The organism is Paenibacillus sp. BAC0078 (genome assembly GCF_054483875.1).
In genome coordinates this window covers 227877-246398 of the sequence record NZ_JBTLRW010000005.1, presented here as the reverse complement: position 1 = coordinate 246398, position 18522 = coordinate 227877, and the positions used below count along the sequence as shown (strand labels likewise).

Genomic DNA, 18522 nt, shown 5'->3' with positions numbered 1-18522 from the left:
AATGGAGGAAACGAATTATACTGCTACTTCAAAAATAATAAATTATATCTTTCTGGTGTGCTTGGCTGTCCTGTTTCTGATTCCTGTTCTCTTTATCGCGATGACTGCTTTGAAATCCAATGCGGATTTATCGAAGTATCCGGTGTATGCTTTTCCAGAAAAGCTGCAGTGGAGCAATTTCTCGCAAGCCTGGGAGAAGATGAGCGTCTATATCCGCAACAGTATGTTTATCTCGGTCGTGAAGGTGCCGATCGGCATCCTGCTTGAAGCTTTAGCTGCGTATGCACTTACACGGATGAATTTTAAATGGGCGAATCTGTTATTCGGATTATTTCTTATAGGGATGATGGTGCCTTTCCAGGCTACGCTCGTACCGCTGAATATGATGATAAACTTCTTCGGTCTTGAAAATACGTACCCGGGTGTATTCATCATTTATATCGGCTTCGGCGTACCGTTTGGAATTATGGTGCTGCGCGGCTTCCTCCGCTCGATTCCCAAGGAGCTGGATGAATCGGCGTTCATCGATGGCTGCGGCGAGCTGGGCAAATTTTTCCGGATTATTGTTCCGATTGCGATGCCGGCGATTGCGACGCTGATCATTCTGGATTTCCTGGCCACCTGGAACGAATTTCTGCTGGCGCAAATTTTCATCACCAAAGACTCCATGCAGCCGGTAACGGCGGGACTATTAACCTTCCAGGGGCAGCATTCCAACAATTACACTCTATTGAGTGCGGGCGTATTATTGTCGATCATTCCGATTCTTGCCGTTTACCTGTTTTTCCAAAAGTATTTCGTTGCCGGTATGGCCGGAGCGGTCAAAGGATAACTATAGAGGGGGTATATTTAGTGATTACAGAACAAACGAAGATTGGCGCCATTCTAAGAGATCAAGCCGCGCGATTCTGCTTGGTCAATGCATTCCCGTTCCTCGATGAGGAGAAGCATCTGCTGTTTATCTATAAGACGATGAAGCTTAGTGAATTTCTTGATTCCAGAGTGAAGCTCGGGTTTACTCCGGAACAGCGTTCCGGGTTAATGGACGAGCTGACCGGACTTCCTGAGACTGCGGAGCCTGCAGCCGGTGTGCCTGCGGATGAGAAGCCGCAGCGGTATACGGATGCAGATGCTGAAGGGCGGGTGCTGATCTCACCGAATATCGCCCCGCAGTGGGAGGTCTTTGAACTGCAGTTTGAAGGCCCGTCTGCGGGAAATCCGTATACCGAGGTAGAGCTTGGGGCTACTTTTAGCAGAGTTGGAGAGGACAGAAACTTTACCGTGAACGGCTTTTACGAAGGCAACGGGTATTATAAAATCCGGTTCATGCCTGACAGCGAAGGGGAATGGCATTACCGCACGTTCAGCTCCGTTACCGGGCTGTCCGGGCTTGAGGGGGATTTCATCTGTACGGCTCCTTTGGCTGGAGTCCATGGACCTGTTCGGGTCAGCAACACCTTTCATTTCTCGTACGCCGACGGAACCCCGTATCTTCCGGTGGGAACCACCTGCTATGCCTGGACGCACCAGGAGGAGAGTGTAGAAGAAGCAACGCTGCAGACGCTTCAGGGCTCGCCTTTTAACAAAATCCGCATGTGTGTATTCCCTAAATCTTATTTATACAACCGGAATGAGCCTAAGCGGTATCCGTTTGCCGGTTCTCTGGAGAGCGGCTGGAAGACCGGGGTGTTTAACCCTGACTTTTTCGAACATCTGGAACGGCGTATTTCCGAGCTCGGCAGGCTGGGAATCGAAGCCGATTTAATTCTCATGCATCCGTATGATATGTGGGGCTTCTCGGAGATGGACCGCGCTGCGGACGAACGTTACATCCGTTATATTCTTGCCCGGTTAGGCGCTTTCCGGAATGTGTGGTGGTCACTTGCCAACGAATATGACTTAATGTGGGCCAAGTCAGATGAAGACTGGGAATATTATGGAACGCTTATCCAGGCTAATGATTCATACCCGCATTTATTGTCCAACCATAACTGTCTAGCCTTCTATGATCATGACAAACCGTGGATTAGCCACTGCAGCCTTCAGCGCATTGATGTCTACAAAACCTCGGAAGCAACCGTAGAATGGCGGCAGCGCTGGAACAAGCCGGTCGTGATTGACGAATGTGCCTATGAAGGCGATATAGATCAGGGCTGGGGAAATATCTCTGGAGAAGAGATGACCCGCCGGTTCTGGGAAGGCTTTATCCGGGGCGGCTATGTCGGCCATGGAGAGACCTATATGAATAGCGAAGAGCTGTTATGGTGGTCAAAAGGCGGAGACTTGACGGGCACGAGTCCGGCGAGAATTTCTTTTCTGCGCAGGATCATTGAAGAATCTCCGAACGGGTACTGGGAGCCGCTTCCTTCGGACTGGGATTTGCCTTGTGCCGGAATTGATCAGGACTATTATATTTATTATTTCGGGTTCAATCAGCCAAGCTTCCGGAACTTCAATTTCAAACCGGGCTTATATTATGAAGCAGACATTATTGATACCTGGAATATGACCATCAGCAAAGAGCAGGAGCTGAAAGAGGGCAGCTTCCGAATTGAGCTGCCTGCGCGGCCATTCATGGCAGTGCGGCTCACCCGGCGTTTAGCTCAATAAGTGCTACATATAGCTACGTGAGCCCTGTGTATAATAATGAGTTAAAACCAGCAGTATTATGCTAAATAATGCTGCTGGTTTTAACTGTAAAGGGAGAGATTTATGTCATTTTACGTGGCTACGATTAGATTATCTTCACTTGGAGCAGGAAAGTCTGCTGGGCGTGATGGCAAGAGAGTGGCTCGACAGAGTGGGCTTGGTGTCTTAAGGACGCTCTTCTTCAGTTATTCGTTCATATTGAAAGAGTGTTTCGCCGCTGTTGGTATCGAGGACCTCGGCAATTTGGACAAAACCATGCTTTTTATAAAAATGGTGGTTTCTCACCGCCCATGACGGTGTATCGAGCGTCCATTTCTGCGCGCTGGAGAAGGTGCTGAACAGGAAACGGAAGGCCTCCTGCCCGTAGCCGCGGTTCTGATGCTTGGGGTCGATAAAGATACGGCCCAGATGGCATTCTTCCTTGTTCTCAGAAGGGAAAATAATCATTCCGCCGATAATAACATCATCTTCAAGCAGCTTGTAATAATGCCCGGACTTCATCATATCGCTCTGCCAGGAAATTGATCCGTATCCCGGAGGACCCTCTTCCGGTTTGTTCTGATACTGCTGGGCGTCGTGATCAAAAGTTCTTTTTTGTACTTCGGCCAGACGGGAAGCGTCTTGAGGACTGGCTAGCTGAATGGATAGCATACGTATTTCCTCCTTGGTATTCTGTGGTGTTTTATGTAATTGAGCACGCTATTAGTTGTTCGGAGAAGAACGGCGAACTCCTGCATGGGCCAATGCCCTGAATTCACAATAAAAGACGCAGCCGGAAGCTTCGGCTGCGCCTATATCAGTTGAACTAAAGAAAATATAAAGAGGGCACAGACCCCAAGTTATGACTGAGCAGCATCTATTCCTTGCTTGTGTTCTTCCCGATCTTCTGCCCAATCCATTCTTCATAGGTTTTGACCACTGCTGACAGGTCTTCATCGCCGTAGCCATGGTTAAAGCCGGTTTGGAACATGCTTTTGGCCAGGCCAAGCATTGGTGAAGGAACGCCTGTAGAATCGCTGAGCGAGGAAGCCAGCTTCAGATCCTTCAGCATCAGCGCCAGGGAGAACTGGTTGCTGAAATCATTGTCGATGATCTTGCGGCCTTTAAGCTCGGCCTGCTTGCTTCCTGCAGAGCCGTTCTGTACCAGCTCCAGGAACTTGTCTGCCGGGACACCGGATTTCACAGCAATAGAGAAGCCTTCGGCCAGAGCGACGTTATGAATGCCGACCATGGCGTTATGAGCCAGCTTGGCAACGGCTCCGCTGCCGTTTTCGCCCATATGCAGCAACAATCTGCCCATAGCGTCGAAGATATCACGGTGTTCCTCAATGACTGAAGCATTGCCGCCGACCATGAATACCAGCGTACCCTCAATGGCCGCCGGTTTGCTGCCGGTTACAGGAGCGTCCAGGAATTTACCGCCGCGTTCCTCTACGGCCGCAGCAATCTCCCGTACCAAGCCGGGAGAAATGGTGCTGGAATCAATAATGACTGCTCCCGGCTTCATGGCGTTCAGGATACCGTTATCGCCGTAGAATACCTCACGGATTGAATCATCATTGCTAATCATGGTAATAATAACATCCTTGCCTTCAGCAGCACTTTGTGGAGTTGCGGCGACTTTGGCGCCTTCCGCTGCCAGCGGCTCGCTTTTTGACGCTGTGCGATTGAACACCGTAACCTGAAATCCGCTGCGCAGCAGGTTGGAAGCCATAGGCGCTCCCATTGTTCCGAGTCCGATAAAGCCGATCTGTTTCATTCCATTTCCACCTTCGCTCTTTGAGATACCTAATAGAATTTGAACTGGAGATTGTCTTAGTCCAGCTTCTTCAGGGATGCTTTTCTACATTCTATCACGGCACCCGGGCATGTTCCACAGAACCGGGCTTTTGTTCTCACAGCAAACGCTTCCAAGAAACTTCCGAAAACATGGTCCTAAAGCCCGGGATGTGCGCTAAGACCTTGCCAGTCAAGGAAAATTAAAGTATCCTATTATAAAGTTGTAACAAACGGTGTCAAATCTAAAGAGATATACAGGAGGTTACCATTACCGATGTCCAAAAAGATTAATTTTGACTACACCAAAGCCCTTTCCTTCTTCAGCCAGCATGAGATTGATTACTTGGCTGCTCCGGTTAAGCTGGCTCATGAGCAGCTCCACAACAAGAGTGGCGCAGGCTCCGATTACCTCGGCTGGATTGATCTGCCAACCGCGTATGACAAGGAAGAGTTCGCCCGCATTCAGCAGGCCGCCAAGAAGATCCAGAACGATTCCGATGTGCTTATCGTTATCGGTATCGGAGGTTCTTATCTGGGAGCACGCGCAGCAATTGAGGCGCTCTCGCATTCCTTCTACAATAACCTTACCAAGGACCAACGCAAGACACCGGAAATTTATTTTGCCGGCAACAATATCAGCTCGACGTACATCACGCATTTGCTCGATCTGGTAGAAGGCAAGGATTTCTCCGTGAATGTTATCTCCAAATCGGGAACAACCACCGAGCCTGCTATTGCCTTCCGCATCTTCCGCGCAGCGCTGGAGAAGAAATATGGCAAGGAAGAAGCACGTAAACGTATTTACGCTACTACGGACAAGGAGAAGGGCGCTCTCAAGAAGCTGGCAAATGAAGAAGGCTATGAGTCGTTCATTATCCCTGACGATGTAGGCGGACGTTATTCTGTGCTGACTCCGGTAGGACTTCTGCCAATCGCCGTAGCGGGAATCAACATTGAAGAAATGATGCAAGGGGCCGCAGCCGCAGCCGACGAGTTCAACAATCCTGATGTGGCTACGAACCAAAGCTATCAATATGCTGCTGTTCGTAACGCTTTGTACCGCAAAGGCAAAACAACGGAAATTCTAGTCAACTACGAGCCTTCCCTGCACTTTGTATCCGAATGGTGGAAGCAATTGTACGGCGAAAGCGAAGGCAAGGATTTCAAAGGCATCTATCCTGCCTCTGTTGATTTCTCCACGGACCTGCACTCCATGGGACAATTTATCCAGGAGGGCAACCGCAACATCTTCGAAACGGTTATCCAGGTGGATCAAGTACAGCATCATGTATCCATTGAGAATGATCCGGACGATCTGGACGGTCTGAACTTCCTGACCGGCAAGACAATGGATTTTGTCAACAAGAAGGCTTTCCAAGGTACTATGCTGGCGCACACAGACGGACAGGTGCCGAACCTGATCGTCACGATCCCGGACCAAACACCTTATACCTTCGGCTATCTGGTTTATTTCTTTGAAAAAGCCTGCGGTATCAGCGGATACCTGATGGGCGTTAACCCGTTCGACCAACCGGGCGTAGAAGCATACAAGAAAAACATGTTCGCACTGCTTGGCAAACCGGGCTACGAAAAGGAAAAAGCAGAACTGGAAGCCAGACTTAACGAGTAGCATTGCCAAACATCGCAGATCAATCATACTAATGTAACCACCAGGGAGCAGTCCATAGGTAATCCAATACCGCGGGCTGCTCCTAATATATATCAAGTTATCCATATGGAAATAAGGACTGGAATAATGATGCTGGAACAATACCGGACGGTGCGTTCTCCCGGTTCCCGGGAAGTCGTAATCCGTAAATCACGCTTCATTGGGCATGTCATGCCGGTGGAGAACGAAGAAGAAGCGGTGCAATTTATCGAAGACATCAAGAAGCAGCATTGGAACGCCACACATAACTGCTCTGCTTATATGATTGGTGAGCGGGATGAGATCCAGAGACAGTCGGATGACGGGGAACCGAGTGGAACGGCCGGTAAACCGATCTTGGAGGTAATCCGCAGCCAGAACGTTAAAAATGTCGCAATTGTCGTCACCCGTTATTTTGGTGGCATTATGCTGGGCGCAGGCGGTCTGATCCGGGCGTATACGGATGGCGCTGTGCTGGCACTTGAAGCTGGAGAAGTAATCACCCGTGTGCTTAGGCGAGAGGTATTTGTAGAGCTTGACTATACCTGGCTGGGCAAGGTTGAGAACGAGCTAAGGGGAAGAGGCATAAAGACCGGTGAAACTTTGTTTACAGATAAAGTTACGCTGCTGTGTCTCCCGCGTAATGAGGAAGGCGACACATTTATGGCATGGATAACGGATCTTACCCAGGGGCAAGCGCTGGTTACAGAAGGGCGGCGGCTTTACTACAGCGAAGGGGAATAAGATATGGCAAGAAGAGCAGTGGAGCAGGAGTTGTCGAGGGAAAGAATATTGGAAGCGGCCAGGCATCTGTTTATAACCAAAGGATACCGGGCGATTTCGATGCGCAGCATCGGTCAGCATTTGGGATACAGCCATGGCTCGCTCTATTATCATTTCAAGGAAAAGGCGGAGTTGTTCTACGCCATTGTAGTCGAGGATTTCAATCATGTAGCCGCACTGCTTAATCAAGTTATGAATACTCCCCCTGAACAGGGAATGACCCGGGTAGAGCAGCTAATTATGGAGTTTATCCGCTTTGGGCTGGATCATCCTTATCAGTATGAAATCATGTTCATGATCCGCGATGAAGAGCTGCTTGCTTACTGTCGTGCAGAACAGGGACGATGTTTTGAGTTGTTCGCAAGTATTGTGCGTTCTCACATGAAGGAAGAGGGTTATGTATCAGAGGACTGGCAGAGCATACCGTTAACCTTGTTCTTGTCGGCTCACGGATTTATCTCTTATTATATCCAGGACAAAGTTTCGTTCGAAGATGTTAGGCAGGCTGCATTGATGCATGTCAAAGTACTAAGCCGCAGTTTATAATTACTGTGTTTTTTTATCTTTTCTCGGTTTAGCGCGTTGCATTGGTATAACTTTGAATGGTGAAAGTGTGAAAGAGACTATAAATTATATAGAATGCGGCTCTGCTGGAACTGGCGGGGCCGCAATTTGTTTGTGGGGTTCGCTAAATAAGTTGAACTATAGATTTTCATATTGGGTCTGGTCGTAACTGCGGGGAATGTTTGGACTTCCGGCCGCTGCCCGCCTGCAGATTTCTTGATTCATACCGCTCTTCGCGGTGGAAATCCGCAGACAGCTTATGCTTACGATGCCAGCTTTCCTACGGAAAGCTCTCAGGCGGTCGCTACCGCTCCGTAAGTATCCAAACTTCCCCTCCGTCACTTCTCCCCTTTTTATATTTTCTTTTGTTTAACTTATATAGTTCCAGCAGAACTGCAATATGTGTATCGGATACCGCTCCTGTAAGAACTAGCAAGCGGTATTTACCCCTGAATAATCTTCAGATAACACTGCCGATGTCTGGGGCCGTCGAACTCACAGAAGTATATGCCTTGCCAGCGGCCCAGCAGCAGTGCGCCTTCATGGATGATGATGCTTTGGGAAGGACCCGCAGTAATGGATTTCAGGTGGGAAGCGGTGTTGCCTTCCGCATGGCGGTATTTGGGATGCTCCCACGGATAAACCTCGTCAAGTCTCATCAGCACATCATGCTTCACGTCGGGATCGGCATTTTCATTGATGGCTATTCCTGCAGTAGTATGCGGACAATAGACGACGATGATGCCGTTCTGTACCCCGCTCTTTTTTACATAGGAAATGACTTCGCGGGTGATGTCCCGCAGTTCATCCCGCTTGCTGGTGGTAATCTCCATAGTATGCAGCATAATGTATTCCCCTCTCTGTACAGTAAATATACCATAAGTTTATCCCAAATCGAACGAAAGTAATTGACGGAAGTAAGCGGCTTTGGTAAAGTAGTGATAACTTTAAACCAAGTATATTAATAGGAATAATTATGGCTGTAAAGGCGAGTATACCGACCGGTAAGCCGGAGGTGGGGGGATTGATTCTTGAATACGCTGCTTAGACACAAAGGCTGGACCTGGGGATTCCGCACGACGATCCTGCTTTATTTTGTAATATTGATCGTTTTGCCGATACTGGGTGTCTATTACAACTCATTTTCGCTTGGCTTTGGCAGCTTTGCCGAGAGCATTAGCGACCCGATTGCCTGGAAGTCGGTACTGCTTACTTTGAAGCTGGCGGTTATTGCTACTGTTATTAATGTGCTGCTCGGCACGATGATTGCCTGGGTGCTCATCCGTTACCGGTTCGCTGGCAAGGCGCTGCTCAATAGCTTGGTGGACCTGCCTTTTGCGCTGCCGACGGCGGTTGGCGGGCTGATGATTCTGCTGCTGCTCGGTCCGGGCAGTCTGATCGGCGGTCTGGCCGAGTCCTTGGGCTTCGAAATTGTGTTCCATCAACCGGCGATTGTCATCGCGATGATCTTTGTAACCTTTCCTTTTGTGATACGGGCGGTACAACCGCTGCTGGAGGAGCTTGACCCTTCCGAGGAAGAAGCGGCTTATACGATGGGAGCGGGGCGCAGCCGGGTATTCCGGCAGATTATTTTGCCTTCTATGGCACCTGGGATGATTAGCGGCGGCATGCTGGCATTTTCACGGGCGCTGGCTGAATTCGGGGCCGTCGTGCTGGTAGCCGGGAACATTCCGGGCCGCACGCTTGTATCCTCTGTTTTTATTTTCGGTGAAGTTGAAAGTGACAATCCGGTGGGGGCTGCGGGGGTCTCCATTATTCTGTTAACCTTGTCCTTTGTCATTCTCTGGCTGATCAATATGCTGCAGATGCGGGGGAGAAGAGCATGAGAAGATTATGGATTGGACTCACTTACCTTGTATTTTTCCTCCTGATTGCCGCACCGCTGGGGAAAATGACGATTGGCGCATTCAGCGAAGGCTTCGGCGGGTTCTGGGATGCATTGACGCGGCCGGAGGCGCTGCACGCGCTGATGATGACCGGATTCGTTGTGGTAGTGGTCACACTGCTGAACACGCTGTTCGGCATTATGCTGGCACTGTATCTGGTGCGGGCGAACTGGCTGGGCAACCGGGTTAAAAGCCTGCTAAACAGCATCGTAGATTTGCCTTATGCTGTATCGCCGGTTATTGGCGGGCTGATGATCGTGCTGCTGCTCGGTCCGGACAGCGCGCTGGGCGCTTTATTTGAGCAAATCGGGCTGAAGATTGTATATGCTTTTCCGGGAATGGTTATTGCTACACTCTTTGTAACCTTCCCTTTAATGGTGCGTGAGGTGATGCCGGTGCTTCAGGAGATCGGCTCGCAGCAGGAGGAGGCGGCCTCGACGCTGGGAGCGTACGGCTGGACTACCTTTTGGAAGGTGACCTGGCCTTCGATCCGCTGGGCGGTGATTTACGGCGTGATCCTGACGGTTGCGCGCTCGCTGGGTGAATTCGGGGCGGTGCTGGTCGTTTCGGGCAACATCATGAACAAAACCCAGACCGCAACCACGCTGGTATATCAGGACGTCGAGAATTTCAATGTAACGGCTGCGGGCGGTGTAGCGCTGGTGCTGGCCGCATTCTCCGCAGGTCTGCTGCTGCTTATGGAATGGAGCAAAAGAAGAAAGGAAGTGCACTGATATGCATGTGGAAGTCCGGGGACTCGATAAGCATTTTGGAGATTTTCATGCCGTAAAGGACGTCAACTTCGGAATTACCAAAGGCCATCTCATTGGGCTGCTTGGCCCAAGCGGCGGCGGCAAAACCTCGATTCTGCGCATGCTGGCGGGGCTGGAGACACCGGACAGCGGGGAGATTGTTTTTCATGGTAAGACGGTGAATCATCTTCCGCCGCAGGAGCGCGAGATCGGCTTTGTGTTCCAGAACTATGCGCTCTTTAAGCATATGACCGTATATGAGAATATTGCGTTTGGACTGAAGGTCAAGAAAGTAAGTAAAAGCGTAATCCAGGACCGCGTAGCCGAGCTTGTGGAGCTTACCGGACTGAAGGGCTTTGAGAAGCGTTATCCGCATCAGCTTTCGGGGGGCCAGCGGCAGCGGGTTGCTTTTGCCCGGGCGCTTGCGCCACAGCCGCAGCTTCTGCTGCTGGATGAGCCGTTCGCAGCGATTGATGCCAAGATCCGTCAAGAGCTGCGCTCCTGGCTGCGCGAGCTGATTGAACGTGTCGGCATCACGTCTATTTTCGTAACCCATGACCAGGACGAAGCGATTGAGGTAGCCGATGAGATCATGATCATCAATCAGGGACGCCTGGAGCAGAAGGGCACACCTTGGGATATCTATAAGGAGCCGAAGACGCCGTTCGTCGCGACCTTTATCGGAGAATCGACGCTGATCGAGCGTGCCTCCGAGCTGAAGGGTTTCAAGGACGCAGGCGGCGGCAAGCCGACCAAGGCGCTGATCCGGCCGGAATATATTGAGGTAGGGCATTTGCACGAATTCAAAATGGCATCGGCCACGGAGCAGGGCATCGTGAAGCATCTGCACTTCCGCGGCAGCGAATGGCTGGTAGAGGTGGAAGTGAACGGGCATAAGCTGGTGACTTACCGCTCTCTGGAAAAGGAGACTCTTACACCGGGTCAGGAAATCGCTGTACTTGTCCACCGTGCTTATCTGTTCAATGATGAACGGAGCTGGATTCAGGAGAACGGATTGAAGGAAGATCCAATGCCGGTATTCATCTAATAAATAGGTACCTGAGTAAGCTTCGAAGTCAAATCTCCACTTTGTGGGGGTATCTTGTCAAAGGATGTGTGGCCGGGATGAGGCTTTTCAAAAGGAGCAGACAACTGCACGGATGGCTAGCTGTCCTAATGCTGGCAATGCTCGCGCTGGCTGTGGCCGGTTGCGGGAATGGGAATGACAACTCAGCGGCGGCTGAGAGTCCGCAGCAAGGCGATCTGACGCTTGTCATTGGAGCCTACAGTGTGGCGAAGGATGCCATGGGTGAAATTCTGCCCCTGTTCGCGGCGGACTGGAAGGCCAAGACCGGACAGCGCATCACGTTCCAGCAGTCCTATGAGGCTTCGGGAACCCAGGCGCGGGCGATTGCCGGCGGCTTTGAAGCGGATGTAACCTTGCTGGCTATGGAAGGCGATGTTGATAAGCTTGTTAAGGCGGGGCTTGTAGACAAAGCCTGGAAGGACCGGGGCCAGAAGGGAATGGTGACCCGCTCGGTGGTGGCGCTGGGCACGCGGGAAGGCAATCCGAAGAACATTCATGATTTCACCGATCTAGCGAAGCCGGGAGTGAAGGTGCTCTATCCCAATCCGAAGACCTCCGGCGGAGCGCAATGGGACATCAACGCCATCTATGGGGCGGGCCTGAAGCTGTCTGAGGAGCAGAAGGGGGAGAAGGACCCGGCTGCTGCCAAAGCTTTTTTGGAGAGCGTACATGCCAACGTGGAGTCACTGGACAAAAGCGGGCGGGCTTCGATGGCAGCCTTTGAATATGGTGTGGGCGATGTTATTGTGACCTATGAGAATGAGCTGCTGGCGCGGATCGCCAAAGGGGTGGAGTATGAGGTGATTATCCCCAAGGATACGATTCTGATTGAGAACCCGGCAGCGGTGGTGGATAAATATGCTGATAAGCACGGTACCCGCCAGGCAGCAGAGGCGCTGGTCACTTTCCTGACTACGCCGCAGGCGCAGGAGGTTTTTGCTAAATACGGCTTCCGTCCTGTAGATAAGATGGTCTATGCGGAGCATGAGGACCGATACCCCGTTCCTGCGGGGCTGTTCGATATCAATTATCTCGGCGGCTGGGATAAAGTGCGCTCAACACTGTATTCCAAGCGGGGAGTCTGGTATCAGGTGCTGGCCGGGATTGATTGAAGCTTGGAGCATGTGTAGTGGAATGATATGAGTCATCGCTAAAAGAGTTGTCACATCCGCAGCATTACTGTGGACGGGGCAGCTCTTTATTTGTTTGGGTTCGCGAACCTGTACTATAATAAAAAGATATATATACATCCGTGACGGTAAAAGGGAGAGCTGGCTTATGGACACATTGGTGTTTTTGGGGACTGGGGATGCTATGGGTGTACCCCGGGTGTATTGCAACTGTGAGACCTGTACGGAAGCAAGAAGCAGCGGGCAAAATATTCGGCTGCGCTCCTCCGTGCTTATAGATAACGGCAGTGATTTTTGGGCGATTGACTGCGGTCCCGACTGGCGGCGGCAGATGGAAATGCAGGGACGGCGCAGCATGCGCAGGCTGCTGGTGACGCATGCCCATTTCGATCATATCGGCGGACTGCCGGAATGGGCGGATAGCTGCCGCTGGATGGGGTATAGGGGAGAGCTGTACGCCCCGGCGGAGGTGATTCCTGTTATACAGCGGCAATATCCGTGGCTTGGCAGCCACATGGATATGATTCCTTGCGATGACGGACTTACGCTTGACGGCTGGCAGATCAGCACCTGGCGGGTTAACCACGGCAAGAACGGATATTCTTACGCCTACCGGCTGGAGAAGAACGGCTACGCTTGGGTCTATTGCCCGGACTCCATTTCCCTCACGCCGGAGGAGACGAAGCGGATGCAGGGAGCTGATCTGCTGGTGCTGGGGACGAGCTTTTATTATGAATCGGCGGAGCTGTCCACCCGTTCTGTGTACGATATGACGGAGGCGGCGGAGCTGCTGGAGATTGTGCGTCCGCACCGGGCCGTGTACACACACATGTCGCATGATGTGGATTTGAGAAAAGACTACATTTTGCCGGAGAATGTTACGCTCGCGGTAACGGGGAAGCAGATTCAGCTAAGTCGCGAGGAAGCTTGAGGAGTGTCATTTAGGAAATCTTAATCCGAACAGGAGGCGTAATACTACTATGAATTCCGAATCCTTCATTCCGCTTATGCTTGATTTTCCTGAGAGCTTTGAGACTGAACGTCTACTGGTACGTGCTCCGCTGTGGGGAGATGGGGCAGCGGTAAACGAGGCGATCAGGGAGAGTCTGGAGGAGCTGAAGCCGTGGATGCCTTTTGCCCAAAGCATGCCGCCCCTTACGGAATCCGAGCAATTCGTCAGGGAGTCGCGGCTGAATTTTCTCAAACGCACACAGTTGAACATGCTTATTTTTCACAAAACAGACGGGAAGTTCCTTGGCTGCAGCGGCTTGCACCACATTGATTGGGGGGCACGCTGTTTTGAGACCGGATATTGGATTAGAACCTCTTGCGCGGGCAATGGATACATAACCGAGGCGGTGAATGGGGTTGTAGATTTTGCCATCAGGGAGCTTGAAGCGAACCGGATCGAAATCCGCTGCAGCGGGCGCAATGCCAAAAGCGCTGCCGTTGCCGAGCGGGCGGGCTTTACACTGGACGGCATCCTGCGGCTCAGCACCCGTGGCATGGATGGGGAATTGCATGACTCGAAGGTGTATGCGAAGGTGCGCGGAGCTGAATTTTAGATAACTTTATATTGCGGATAGACAGCGGGTCTCCGGTTAGCGGATGCCCGCTGTTTTTTTGTACTTTTTCTAAAATCCGGATTAACAAAAATGATCGAATCAAGCCGTCATTTAACCCATAACCCCAGCATAGTGTATAGTAATTCGTTCAGCCATATGGGATGGAGGAATATGCCCGATGGGAGATTTGCTTGGCAAATTATTTGAGCAGAATGAGCTGACTAAGGAAGAAATAATTTATTTCCTTAAGCATTTGACTCCTGATCTCAAGTATCGGTTGTTTGATTTGGCGGCGCAAACCCGGAAGAAGCATTACAATGAAAGCGTTTTTATTCGGGGTCTGATTGAATTTTCAAGCTTCTGTAAAAGGGATTGCCTGTACTGCGGTCTGCGCAGATCGAACTCCAGGGCAGAGCGTTACCGGCTGACGGAGGAAGAGATTCTGGAGTGTGTGACAGAGGGCTACCGCCTCGGATATCGTTCGTTTGTTTTACAGAGCGGCGAAGATTTTTATTTTACGGAAGAACGGATGACCTCTGTAGTCAAGAACATGAAGGCCCGTTATCCTGATGCGGCAATTACCCTGTCCATTGGAGAGCGAAGCGAAGCTTTTTACCGTGCGCTTTTTGATGCAGGGACCGACCGTTATTTGCTTCGGCATGAGACGGCTTCACGTTCGCTGTACCAAGCTTTGCATCCAGGAATGTCGTATGACAACCGTGTGAACTGCCTGCGGACACTGGGGGAGATTGGCTACCAGGTGGGAGCCGGATTCATGGTAGGACTTCCGGGTCAGACCCATGAGCATCTTGCAGAGGATCTGCTGTTTCTGAAAGAGCTCCATCCGGAAATGATCGGCATCGGACCATTCATCCCGCATAGCGCAACTCCTCTAAAAGCTGCTCAAGGCGGAACCGTTGAAGACACACTCGTGATGATTGCTATGGCGAGATTGCTTATTCCGGATGCGCTGATGCCTGCTACTACGGCCATGGGGACTCTTGATAGAGAAGGTAGGGAGAAGGCGCTTTTGGCAGGAAGCAATGTTGTTATGCCTATTCTGTCCCCCCTGAAGGTGCGCGAGAAATATGCCCTCTATGAGAACAAGATTTGTATGGGCGACGAAGCCGCACATTGCAGGAGCTGTATCGAAATGAGAATCGCAGCCGCCGGATTTAAGATTGAACTCAGCAGAGGGGATCACTGCAGCTTCATTTCGCACACCTGATAAAAGCGAATGCTGCGGGCATCATTTTTACGCTTTAAGTGAATATTTTCACGTTTTATGGTCTGACAAAGCTTTAAGGAGGAGATTTAATGTCATCTTTGCCGAAAATGAATGCGCTTGGCTTTTACGAAATCCGTCTGGAATCCATCGGCGGACTTGGGGCCAACCTTGCAGGTAAAATGCTTGCCGAGACTGGCGCGCTTGAACTTGGCTTCAATGCATCCAACTTCTCATCTTACGGCTCCGAGAAAAAAGGCACTCCCATCAAAACCTTTGTTCGCTTCTGCGACCCGGAGGTTGAGATAAGGGACCACAGTCCAATTGAAGAGCCCCATCTGGTAGCGGTTTTTCATGAAGCGCTGTACAAGACGGTTAACGTGGTTAGCGGCATGCAGCCGGATGGAGTTGTTCTGGTTAACACCACGCGAGACTTTGACGATGTGCGGGCAGACCTGAAGCTGAAATACGGTACGGTTGCTTTGGTAGATGCTATGGGGATTGCCGTTGAAGAGAAGACAAAAGTAAATACCTCTATGCTTGGCGCTATGTTCCGTATCTGCGACTTCCTTGATCCCGAAGCCATGCGCAAGGTGATCCGCAGAACCTTTGAGAAGAAATATCCGCACCTGGTGGAGCCGAACATCCGCACCTTTGACCGCGGCTACAATGAAGTGAAATTTAAAACGTATGAAGTACCGGCAGGCACTGAAGCAGTTCCTTTTATCCGTGCCAGATCTCCATTTGGTTATGAGACACAGCTCCCCGGCGGCGTGATTATGGCTCAGGGCAATAGTACTCTCAAGGATTTGAGCGGCTCGCGTGCAGGCATGCTGCCAGTACTTGATACTGAGTCATGCATTAGCTGCGCGGCATGCGACAATGTGTGCCCTGACAATTGCTTTGTCTGGGAAGAAAGCGAAGACAAGCGTGGACGGCCGCAGCAGGTTCTGCTTGGCATCGACTATCAATACTGTAAAGGCTGCCTGAAATGCATCGAAGTATGCCCGACAGAAGCCCTCACCAGTATCCGGGAAGAGGTTGGTTTTGCCGAGCAACATCGCGTAGCCCAAGTGTTCAAGTAATGGAAAGGGAGGATACGACAATGTCTATTAGTGAAAATACACAAGCAGAGACAGTACCGGCTGAGCAGGTTACCTGCTTCGAATCCGGCAATGAAATGGCGGCTACCGCTGCCGCTCAAATTAATTACCACATCATGGGATACTTTCCGATTACACCTTCCACGGAAGTGGCCCAATACCTGGACCAGATGAAAGCTAGGGGACAGCACGATATTGAACTGATCGCAGCGGATGGCGAGCATGGTTCTGCCGGGATATGCTACGGTGCGGCTATGGCGGGAGCGCGCGTCATCAATGCGACCAGCTCCCAAGGTTTCCTGTATATGCTGGAGCAGCTCCCCACCCAGTCCGGGACACGTTTCCCAATGGTGCTGAACCTCGTTACCCGTGCTGTCAGCGGACCGCTGGATATTCGCGGGGATCACTCTGACTTGTACTATGGTCTTAATACCGGGTGGGTCATCCTGACGGCCAGTACACCGCAAGCTGTATATGACATGAACATCATGGCACTCAAAATTGCCGAGCATTCTAAGGTACGTTTGCCCGTGATCGTTGCTTATGACGGCTTTTTCACCTCCCACCAAAAACGCAAGGTACAATACTTCAAAGCGAACGAAGTCGTTCAGAATTTTGTAGGTCCGAATCCCAATCACAATTATCCGAATGTCTCAGATCCATCCCGTCCGGTAACCATTGGTGCGCATATGGGCGGCGATGACCTGCTGAATAACCACTATCAGTTGTCCGAAGCGCTGGAAAAAGCGGGTGAGGTCTATGAGGAAGTTGCGCGCGAGTATGCTCTTTTGTCAGGACGTGAATATCCGGTTCTCGACCTGTATCGAATGGATGATGCCGAAGTAGCGGTGTTCCTGCTCAACTCGGCAGGAGAATCCGCCAAGGATACCGTTGACGCGCTTCGTGCCAAAGGCATCAGAGCAGGGCTGGTTCGTCCGAACATTATCCGTCCGTTCCCGGCTGAACAGCTACGCCAAGCCCTCAAGAACGTCAAGGCGCTGCTTGTCGGTGAACGTGCAGACTCGTATGGAGCCAAAGGCGGCAATCTGACTCACGAAATCCGCTCCGCACTTCAAGTAGATCCAGACAATAAGACGATCGTCCTCTCCCGCATCTTTGGTCTCGGTGGCAAGGATTTCTATGCAGATGACGCAGAAGCATTCTTTAAACTAGCTATAGAGGCGGCAGAAAAGGGCTATGCCGAGAAGCCTTTTGACTATCATGGTCATTACCCGGGGGACGCCAAGGATGCACTTGTTCCGGTTCATGAACCGCTGCATGGCGGCGCCTACAAGAGCGGCCTCATCCAAGTGACACCTAGTGAAGATACCGGTCTGCTGAAGGTTAAGCTTCCGCCGCTCCGGCAACTGACTGCCAAGCCGCATCGTCTGGCTCCCGGACATGGCGCCTGTCCCGGCTGTGGCGCACTTTCTGCACTGGAGCTGTTCTTCAAAGGAATCGAAGGCGACATGGTGGTCCTGTTCCAAACAGGTTGTGCGTATGTTGTAACCGCAAGTTATCCGTACTCCTCACATAACCAGACCTTTGTACACAACTTGTTCCAGAACGGTGCAGCTACCTTGGCCGGTATGGTCGATGCCTTCTACGAATTGAAGCACCGTGGCGAAGTTCAGGTCAGCGACGATGTTACCTTCATCATGGTATCCGGCGACGGGGGAATGGATATCGGGATGGGCGCAACTATAGGTGCGGCACTTCGCAACCATAAGATGATCATCCTTGAGTACGATAACGAGGGTTACATGAACACCGGTTCGCAGTTGTCTTACTCCACGCCAGTAGGTCACTTGACCAGCACCTCAGGGGTGGGGAAAACGCAAAAGGGCAAAAAGGGCCATCACAAGGATACAGCGCAAATTCTGGCGGCTTGCAACATCCCTTATGTGTTCACCGGTGCTGAATCCAATCCGCAGGATTTGCTGCAAAAAGCAGCTAAAGCCCAGTGGTACGCCAATAATGTGGGTACTGCCTACGGCAAACTTCTCTGCGCCTGCCCGTTGAACTGGAGAACCTCTGACCATAGCGGCCATGACCTGGTGAAAGCGGCTGTTGATTCCTGCTTCTTCCCGTTATATGAAATTGAGCAGGGCATCACCAATATCACATACAACCCGGAACTTAAGGGCAAGCGCATCCCGGCAGTGGAATGGCTGAAGGGAATGGGTAAAACCAAACATCTGCTGAAGGATGAAGAGCTGCTGCAAAGCTTCGAAGCCGAAATCGAGCGCCGCTGGAGCAGGCTGAAGCTCAGACACGAGAATTCATTGCTCTAGGTAATTGAAAATCATTCTCAATACATTATATCCGAA

At 51.1% G+C, this 18522-nt stretch carries 17 protein-coding genes; 14 read left to right on the top strand and 3 right to left on the bottom strand.

The window, feature by feature from the left end:
• Position 1 precedes the first annotated feature (1 nt).
• Together ACX1DY_RS12400 and ACX1DY_RS12395 are read left to right on the top strand one after the other, a co-directional pair.
• The gene (locus ACX1DY_RS12400) at positions 2–832 is read left to right on the top strand and encodes a carbohydrate ABC transporter permease (RefSeq protein ID WP_458964504.1); all 831 of its coding nucleotides are present in this window, start codon (positions 2–4) and stop codon (positions 830–832) included.
• Positions 833–852: 20 nt separating this feature from the next.
• A complete protein-coding gene (locus ACX1DY_RS12395; RefSeq protein WP_458964503.1) occupies positions 853–2610 on the top strand; it encodes a DUF5605 domain-containing protein in 1758 nt (585 codons plus the stop codon).
• Positions 2611–2814: 204 nt separating this feature from the next.
• On the opposite strand, the gene ACX1DY_RS12390 is transcribed toward ACX1DY_RS12395, so the two are convergent.
• The gene (locus ACX1DY_RS12390) at positions 2815–3300 is read right to left on the bottom strand and encodes a GNAT family N-acetyltransferase (RefSeq protein WP_458964502.1); all 486 of its coding nucleotides are present in this window, start codon (positions 3298–3300) and stop codon (positions 2815–2817) included.
• Between the two features lie 205 nt (positions 3301–3505).
• Positions 3506–4408, bottom strand: coding sequence for an NAD(P)-dependent oxidoreductase (locus ACX1DY_RS12385; protein ID WP_458964501.1), 903 nt, complete (start codon positions 4406–4408; stop codon positions 3506–3508).
• A gap of 294 nt (positions 4409–4702) precedes the next feature.
• Between ACX1DY_RS12385 and ACX1DY_RS12380 the strand changes: the two genes are divergently transcribed.
• The 3 genes from ACX1DY_RS12380 to ACX1DY_RS12370 all read left to right on the top strand — a co-directional run bounded on the left by ACX1DY_RS12380 (position 4703) and on the right by ACX1DY_RS12370 (position 7405).
• Positions 4703–6058 (top strand): glucose-6-phosphate isomerase, encoded by a 1356-nt coding sequence (locus ACX1DY_RS12380; RefSeq protein WP_458964500.1) that lies wholly within the window; start codon positions 4703–4705, stop codon positions 6056–6058.
• 129 nt (positions 6059–6187) lie between these two features.
• A complete protein-coding gene (locus tag ACX1DY_RS12375; protein WP_028530961.1) occupies positions 6188–6820 on the top strand; it encodes a YigZ family protein in 633 nt (210 codons plus the stop codon).
• 3 nt (positions 6821–6823) lie between these two features.
• Positions 6824–7405, top strand: a complete 582-nt coding sequence (locus tag ACX1DY_RS12370) for a TetR/AcrR family transcriptional regulator (RefSeq protein ID WP_458964499.1) — start codon at positions 6824–6826, stop codon at positions 7403–7405.
• Positions 7406–7866: 461 nt separating this feature from the next.
• Here the strand turns inward: ACX1DY_RS12370 and ACX1DY_RS12365 are convergent, their stop codons facing one another.
• Positions 7867–8268 carry a secondary thiamine-phosphate synthase enzyme YjbQ gene (locus ACX1DY_RS12365; protein ID WP_458964498.1) on the bottom strand — a complete coding sequence of 134 codons (402 nt, stop codon included), beginning with the start codon at positions 8266–8268 and terminating at the stop codon, positions 7867–7869.
• A 186-nt stretch (positions 8269–8454) separates the two neighbouring features.
• On the opposite strand from ACX1DY_RS12365, the gene cysT reads away from it, so the two are divergent.
• The 9 genes from cysT to ACX1DY_RS12320 all read left to right on the top strand — a co-directional run bounded on the left by cysT (position 8455) and on the right by ACX1DY_RS12320 (position 18486).
• Positions 8455–9270, top strand: coding sequence for a sulfate ABC transporter permease subunit CysT (gene cysT, locus ACX1DY_RS12360; protein ID WP_458964497.1), 816 nt, complete (start codon positions 8455–8457; stop codon positions 9268–9270).
• Complete coding sequence (locus ACX1DY_RS12355) at positions 9267–10064, top strand: sulfate ABC transporter permease subunit (RefSeq protein WP_458964496.1); 798 nt, start codon at positions 9267–9269, stop codon at positions 10062–10064. Before cysT ends, ACX1DY_RS12355 begins: the two co-directional genes overlap by 4 nt.
• Before the next feature lies 1 nt (position 10065).
• Positions 10066–11130: a sulfate/molybdate ABC transporter ATP-binding protein gene (locus ACX1DY_RS12350; protein ID WP_458964495.1), complete on the top strand. Its 1065-nt coding sequence runs from the start codon at positions 10066–10068 to the stop codon at positions 11128–11130.
• 77 nt (positions 11131–11207) lie between these two features.
• Positions 11208–12281 (top strand): sulfate ABC transporter substrate-binding protein, encoded by a 1074-nt coding sequence (locus ACX1DY_RS12345; RefSeq protein ID WP_458964494.1) that lies wholly within the window; start codon positions 11208–11210, stop codon positions 12279–12281.
• Positions 12282–12447: 166 nt separating this feature from the next.
• Entirely contained in the window at positions 12448–13230 is a 783-nt protein-coding gene (locus tag ACX1DY_RS12340) for an MBL fold metallo-hydrolase (protein WP_458964493.1), read from the top strand.
• 49 nt (positions 13231–13279) lie between these two features.
• Positions 13280–13864, top strand: coding sequence for a GNAT family N-acetyltransferase (locus ACX1DY_RS12335; RefSeq protein ID WP_458964492.1), 585 nt, complete (start codon positions 13280–13282; stop codon positions 13862–13864).
• Positions 13865–14042: 178 nt separating this feature from the next.
• A complete protein-coding gene (gene hydE, locus ACX1DY_RS12330; protein ID WP_458964491.1) occupies positions 14043–15092 on the top strand; it encodes a [FeFe] hydrogenase H-cluster radical SAM maturase HydE in 1050 nt (349 codons plus the stop codon).
• 89 nt (positions 15093–15181) lie between these two features.
• Positions 15182–16174, top strand: a complete 993-nt coding sequence (locus tag ACX1DY_RS12325; RefSeq protein ID WP_458964490.1) for a 2-oxoacid:acceptor oxidoreductase family protein — start codon at positions 15182–15184, stop codon at positions 16172–16174.
• Positions 16175–16194: 20 nt separating this feature from the next.
• Positions 16195–18486, top strand: coding sequence for a thiamine pyrophosphate-dependent enzyme (locus ACX1DY_RS12320; RefSeq protein WP_458964489.1), 2292 nt, complete (start codon positions 16195–16197; stop codon positions 18484–18486).
• Positions 18487–18522 lie beyond the last annotated feature (36 nt).

Bases quoted from the DNA above. Each gene is read 5' to 3' on its own strand.
- ACX1DY_RS12370 (WP_458964499.1), top strand. From the start codon at position 6,824: ATGGCAAGAAGAGCAGTGGAGCAGGAGTTGTCGAGGGAAAGAATATTG.
- ACX1DY_RS12355 (WP_458964496.1), top strand. From the start codon at position 9,267: ATGAGAAGATTATGGATTGGACTCACTTACCTTGTATTTTTCCTCCTG.
- ACX1DY_RS12350 (WP_458964495.1), top strand. From the start codon at position 10,066: ATGCATGTGGAAGTCCGGGGACTCGATAAGCATTTTGGAGATTTTCAT.
- ACX1DY_RS12380 (WP_458964500.1), top strand. From the start codon at position 4,703: ATGTCCAAAAAGATTAATTTTGACTACACCAAAGCCCTTTCCTTCTTC.
- ACX1DY_RS12325 (WP_458964490.1), top strand. From the start codon at position 15,182: ATGTCATCTTTGCCGAAAATGAATGCGCTTGGCTTTTACGAAATCCGT.
- ACX1DY_RS12335 (WP_458964492.1), top strand. From the start codon at position 13,280: ATGAATTCCGAATCCTTCATTCCGCTTATGCTTGATTTTCCTGAGAGC.
- ACX1DY_RS12345 (WP_458964494.1), top strand. From the start codon at position 11,208: ATGAGGCTTTTCAAAAGGAGCAGACAACTGCACGGATGGCTAGCTGTC.
- ACX1DY_RS12340 (WP_458964493.1), top strand. From the start codon at position 12,448: ATGGACACATTGGTGTTTTTGGGGACTGGGGATGCTATGGGTGTACCC.
- ACX1DY_RS12365 (WP_458964498.1), bottom strand. From the start codon at position 8,268: ATGCTGCATACTATGGAGATTACCACCAGCAAGCGGGATGAACTGCGG.
- ACX1DY_RS12390 (WP_458964502.1), bottom strand. From the start codon at position 3,300: ATGCTATCCATTCAGCTAGCCAGTCCTCAAGACGCTTCCCGTCTGGCC.
- hydE (WP_458964491.1), top strand. From the start codon at position 14,043: ATGGGAGATTTGCTTGGCAAATTATTTGAGCAGAATGAGCTGACTAAG.
- ACX1DY_RS12400 (WP_458964504.1), top strand. From the start codon at position 2: ATGGAGGAAACGAATTATACTGCTACTTCAAAAATAATAAATTATATC.
- ACX1DY_RS12320 (WP_458964489.1), top strand. From the start codon at position 16,195: ATGTCTATTAGTGAAAATACACAAGCAGAGACAGTACCGGCTGAGCAG.
- ACX1DY_RS12385 (WP_458964501.1), bottom strand. From the start codon at position 4,408: ATGAAACAGATCGGCTTTATCGGACTCGGAACAATGGGAGCGCCTATG.
- ACX1DY_RS12375 (WP_028530961.1), top strand. From the start codon at position 6,188: ATGCTGGAACAATACCGGACGGTGCGTTCTCCCGGTTCCCGGGAAGTC.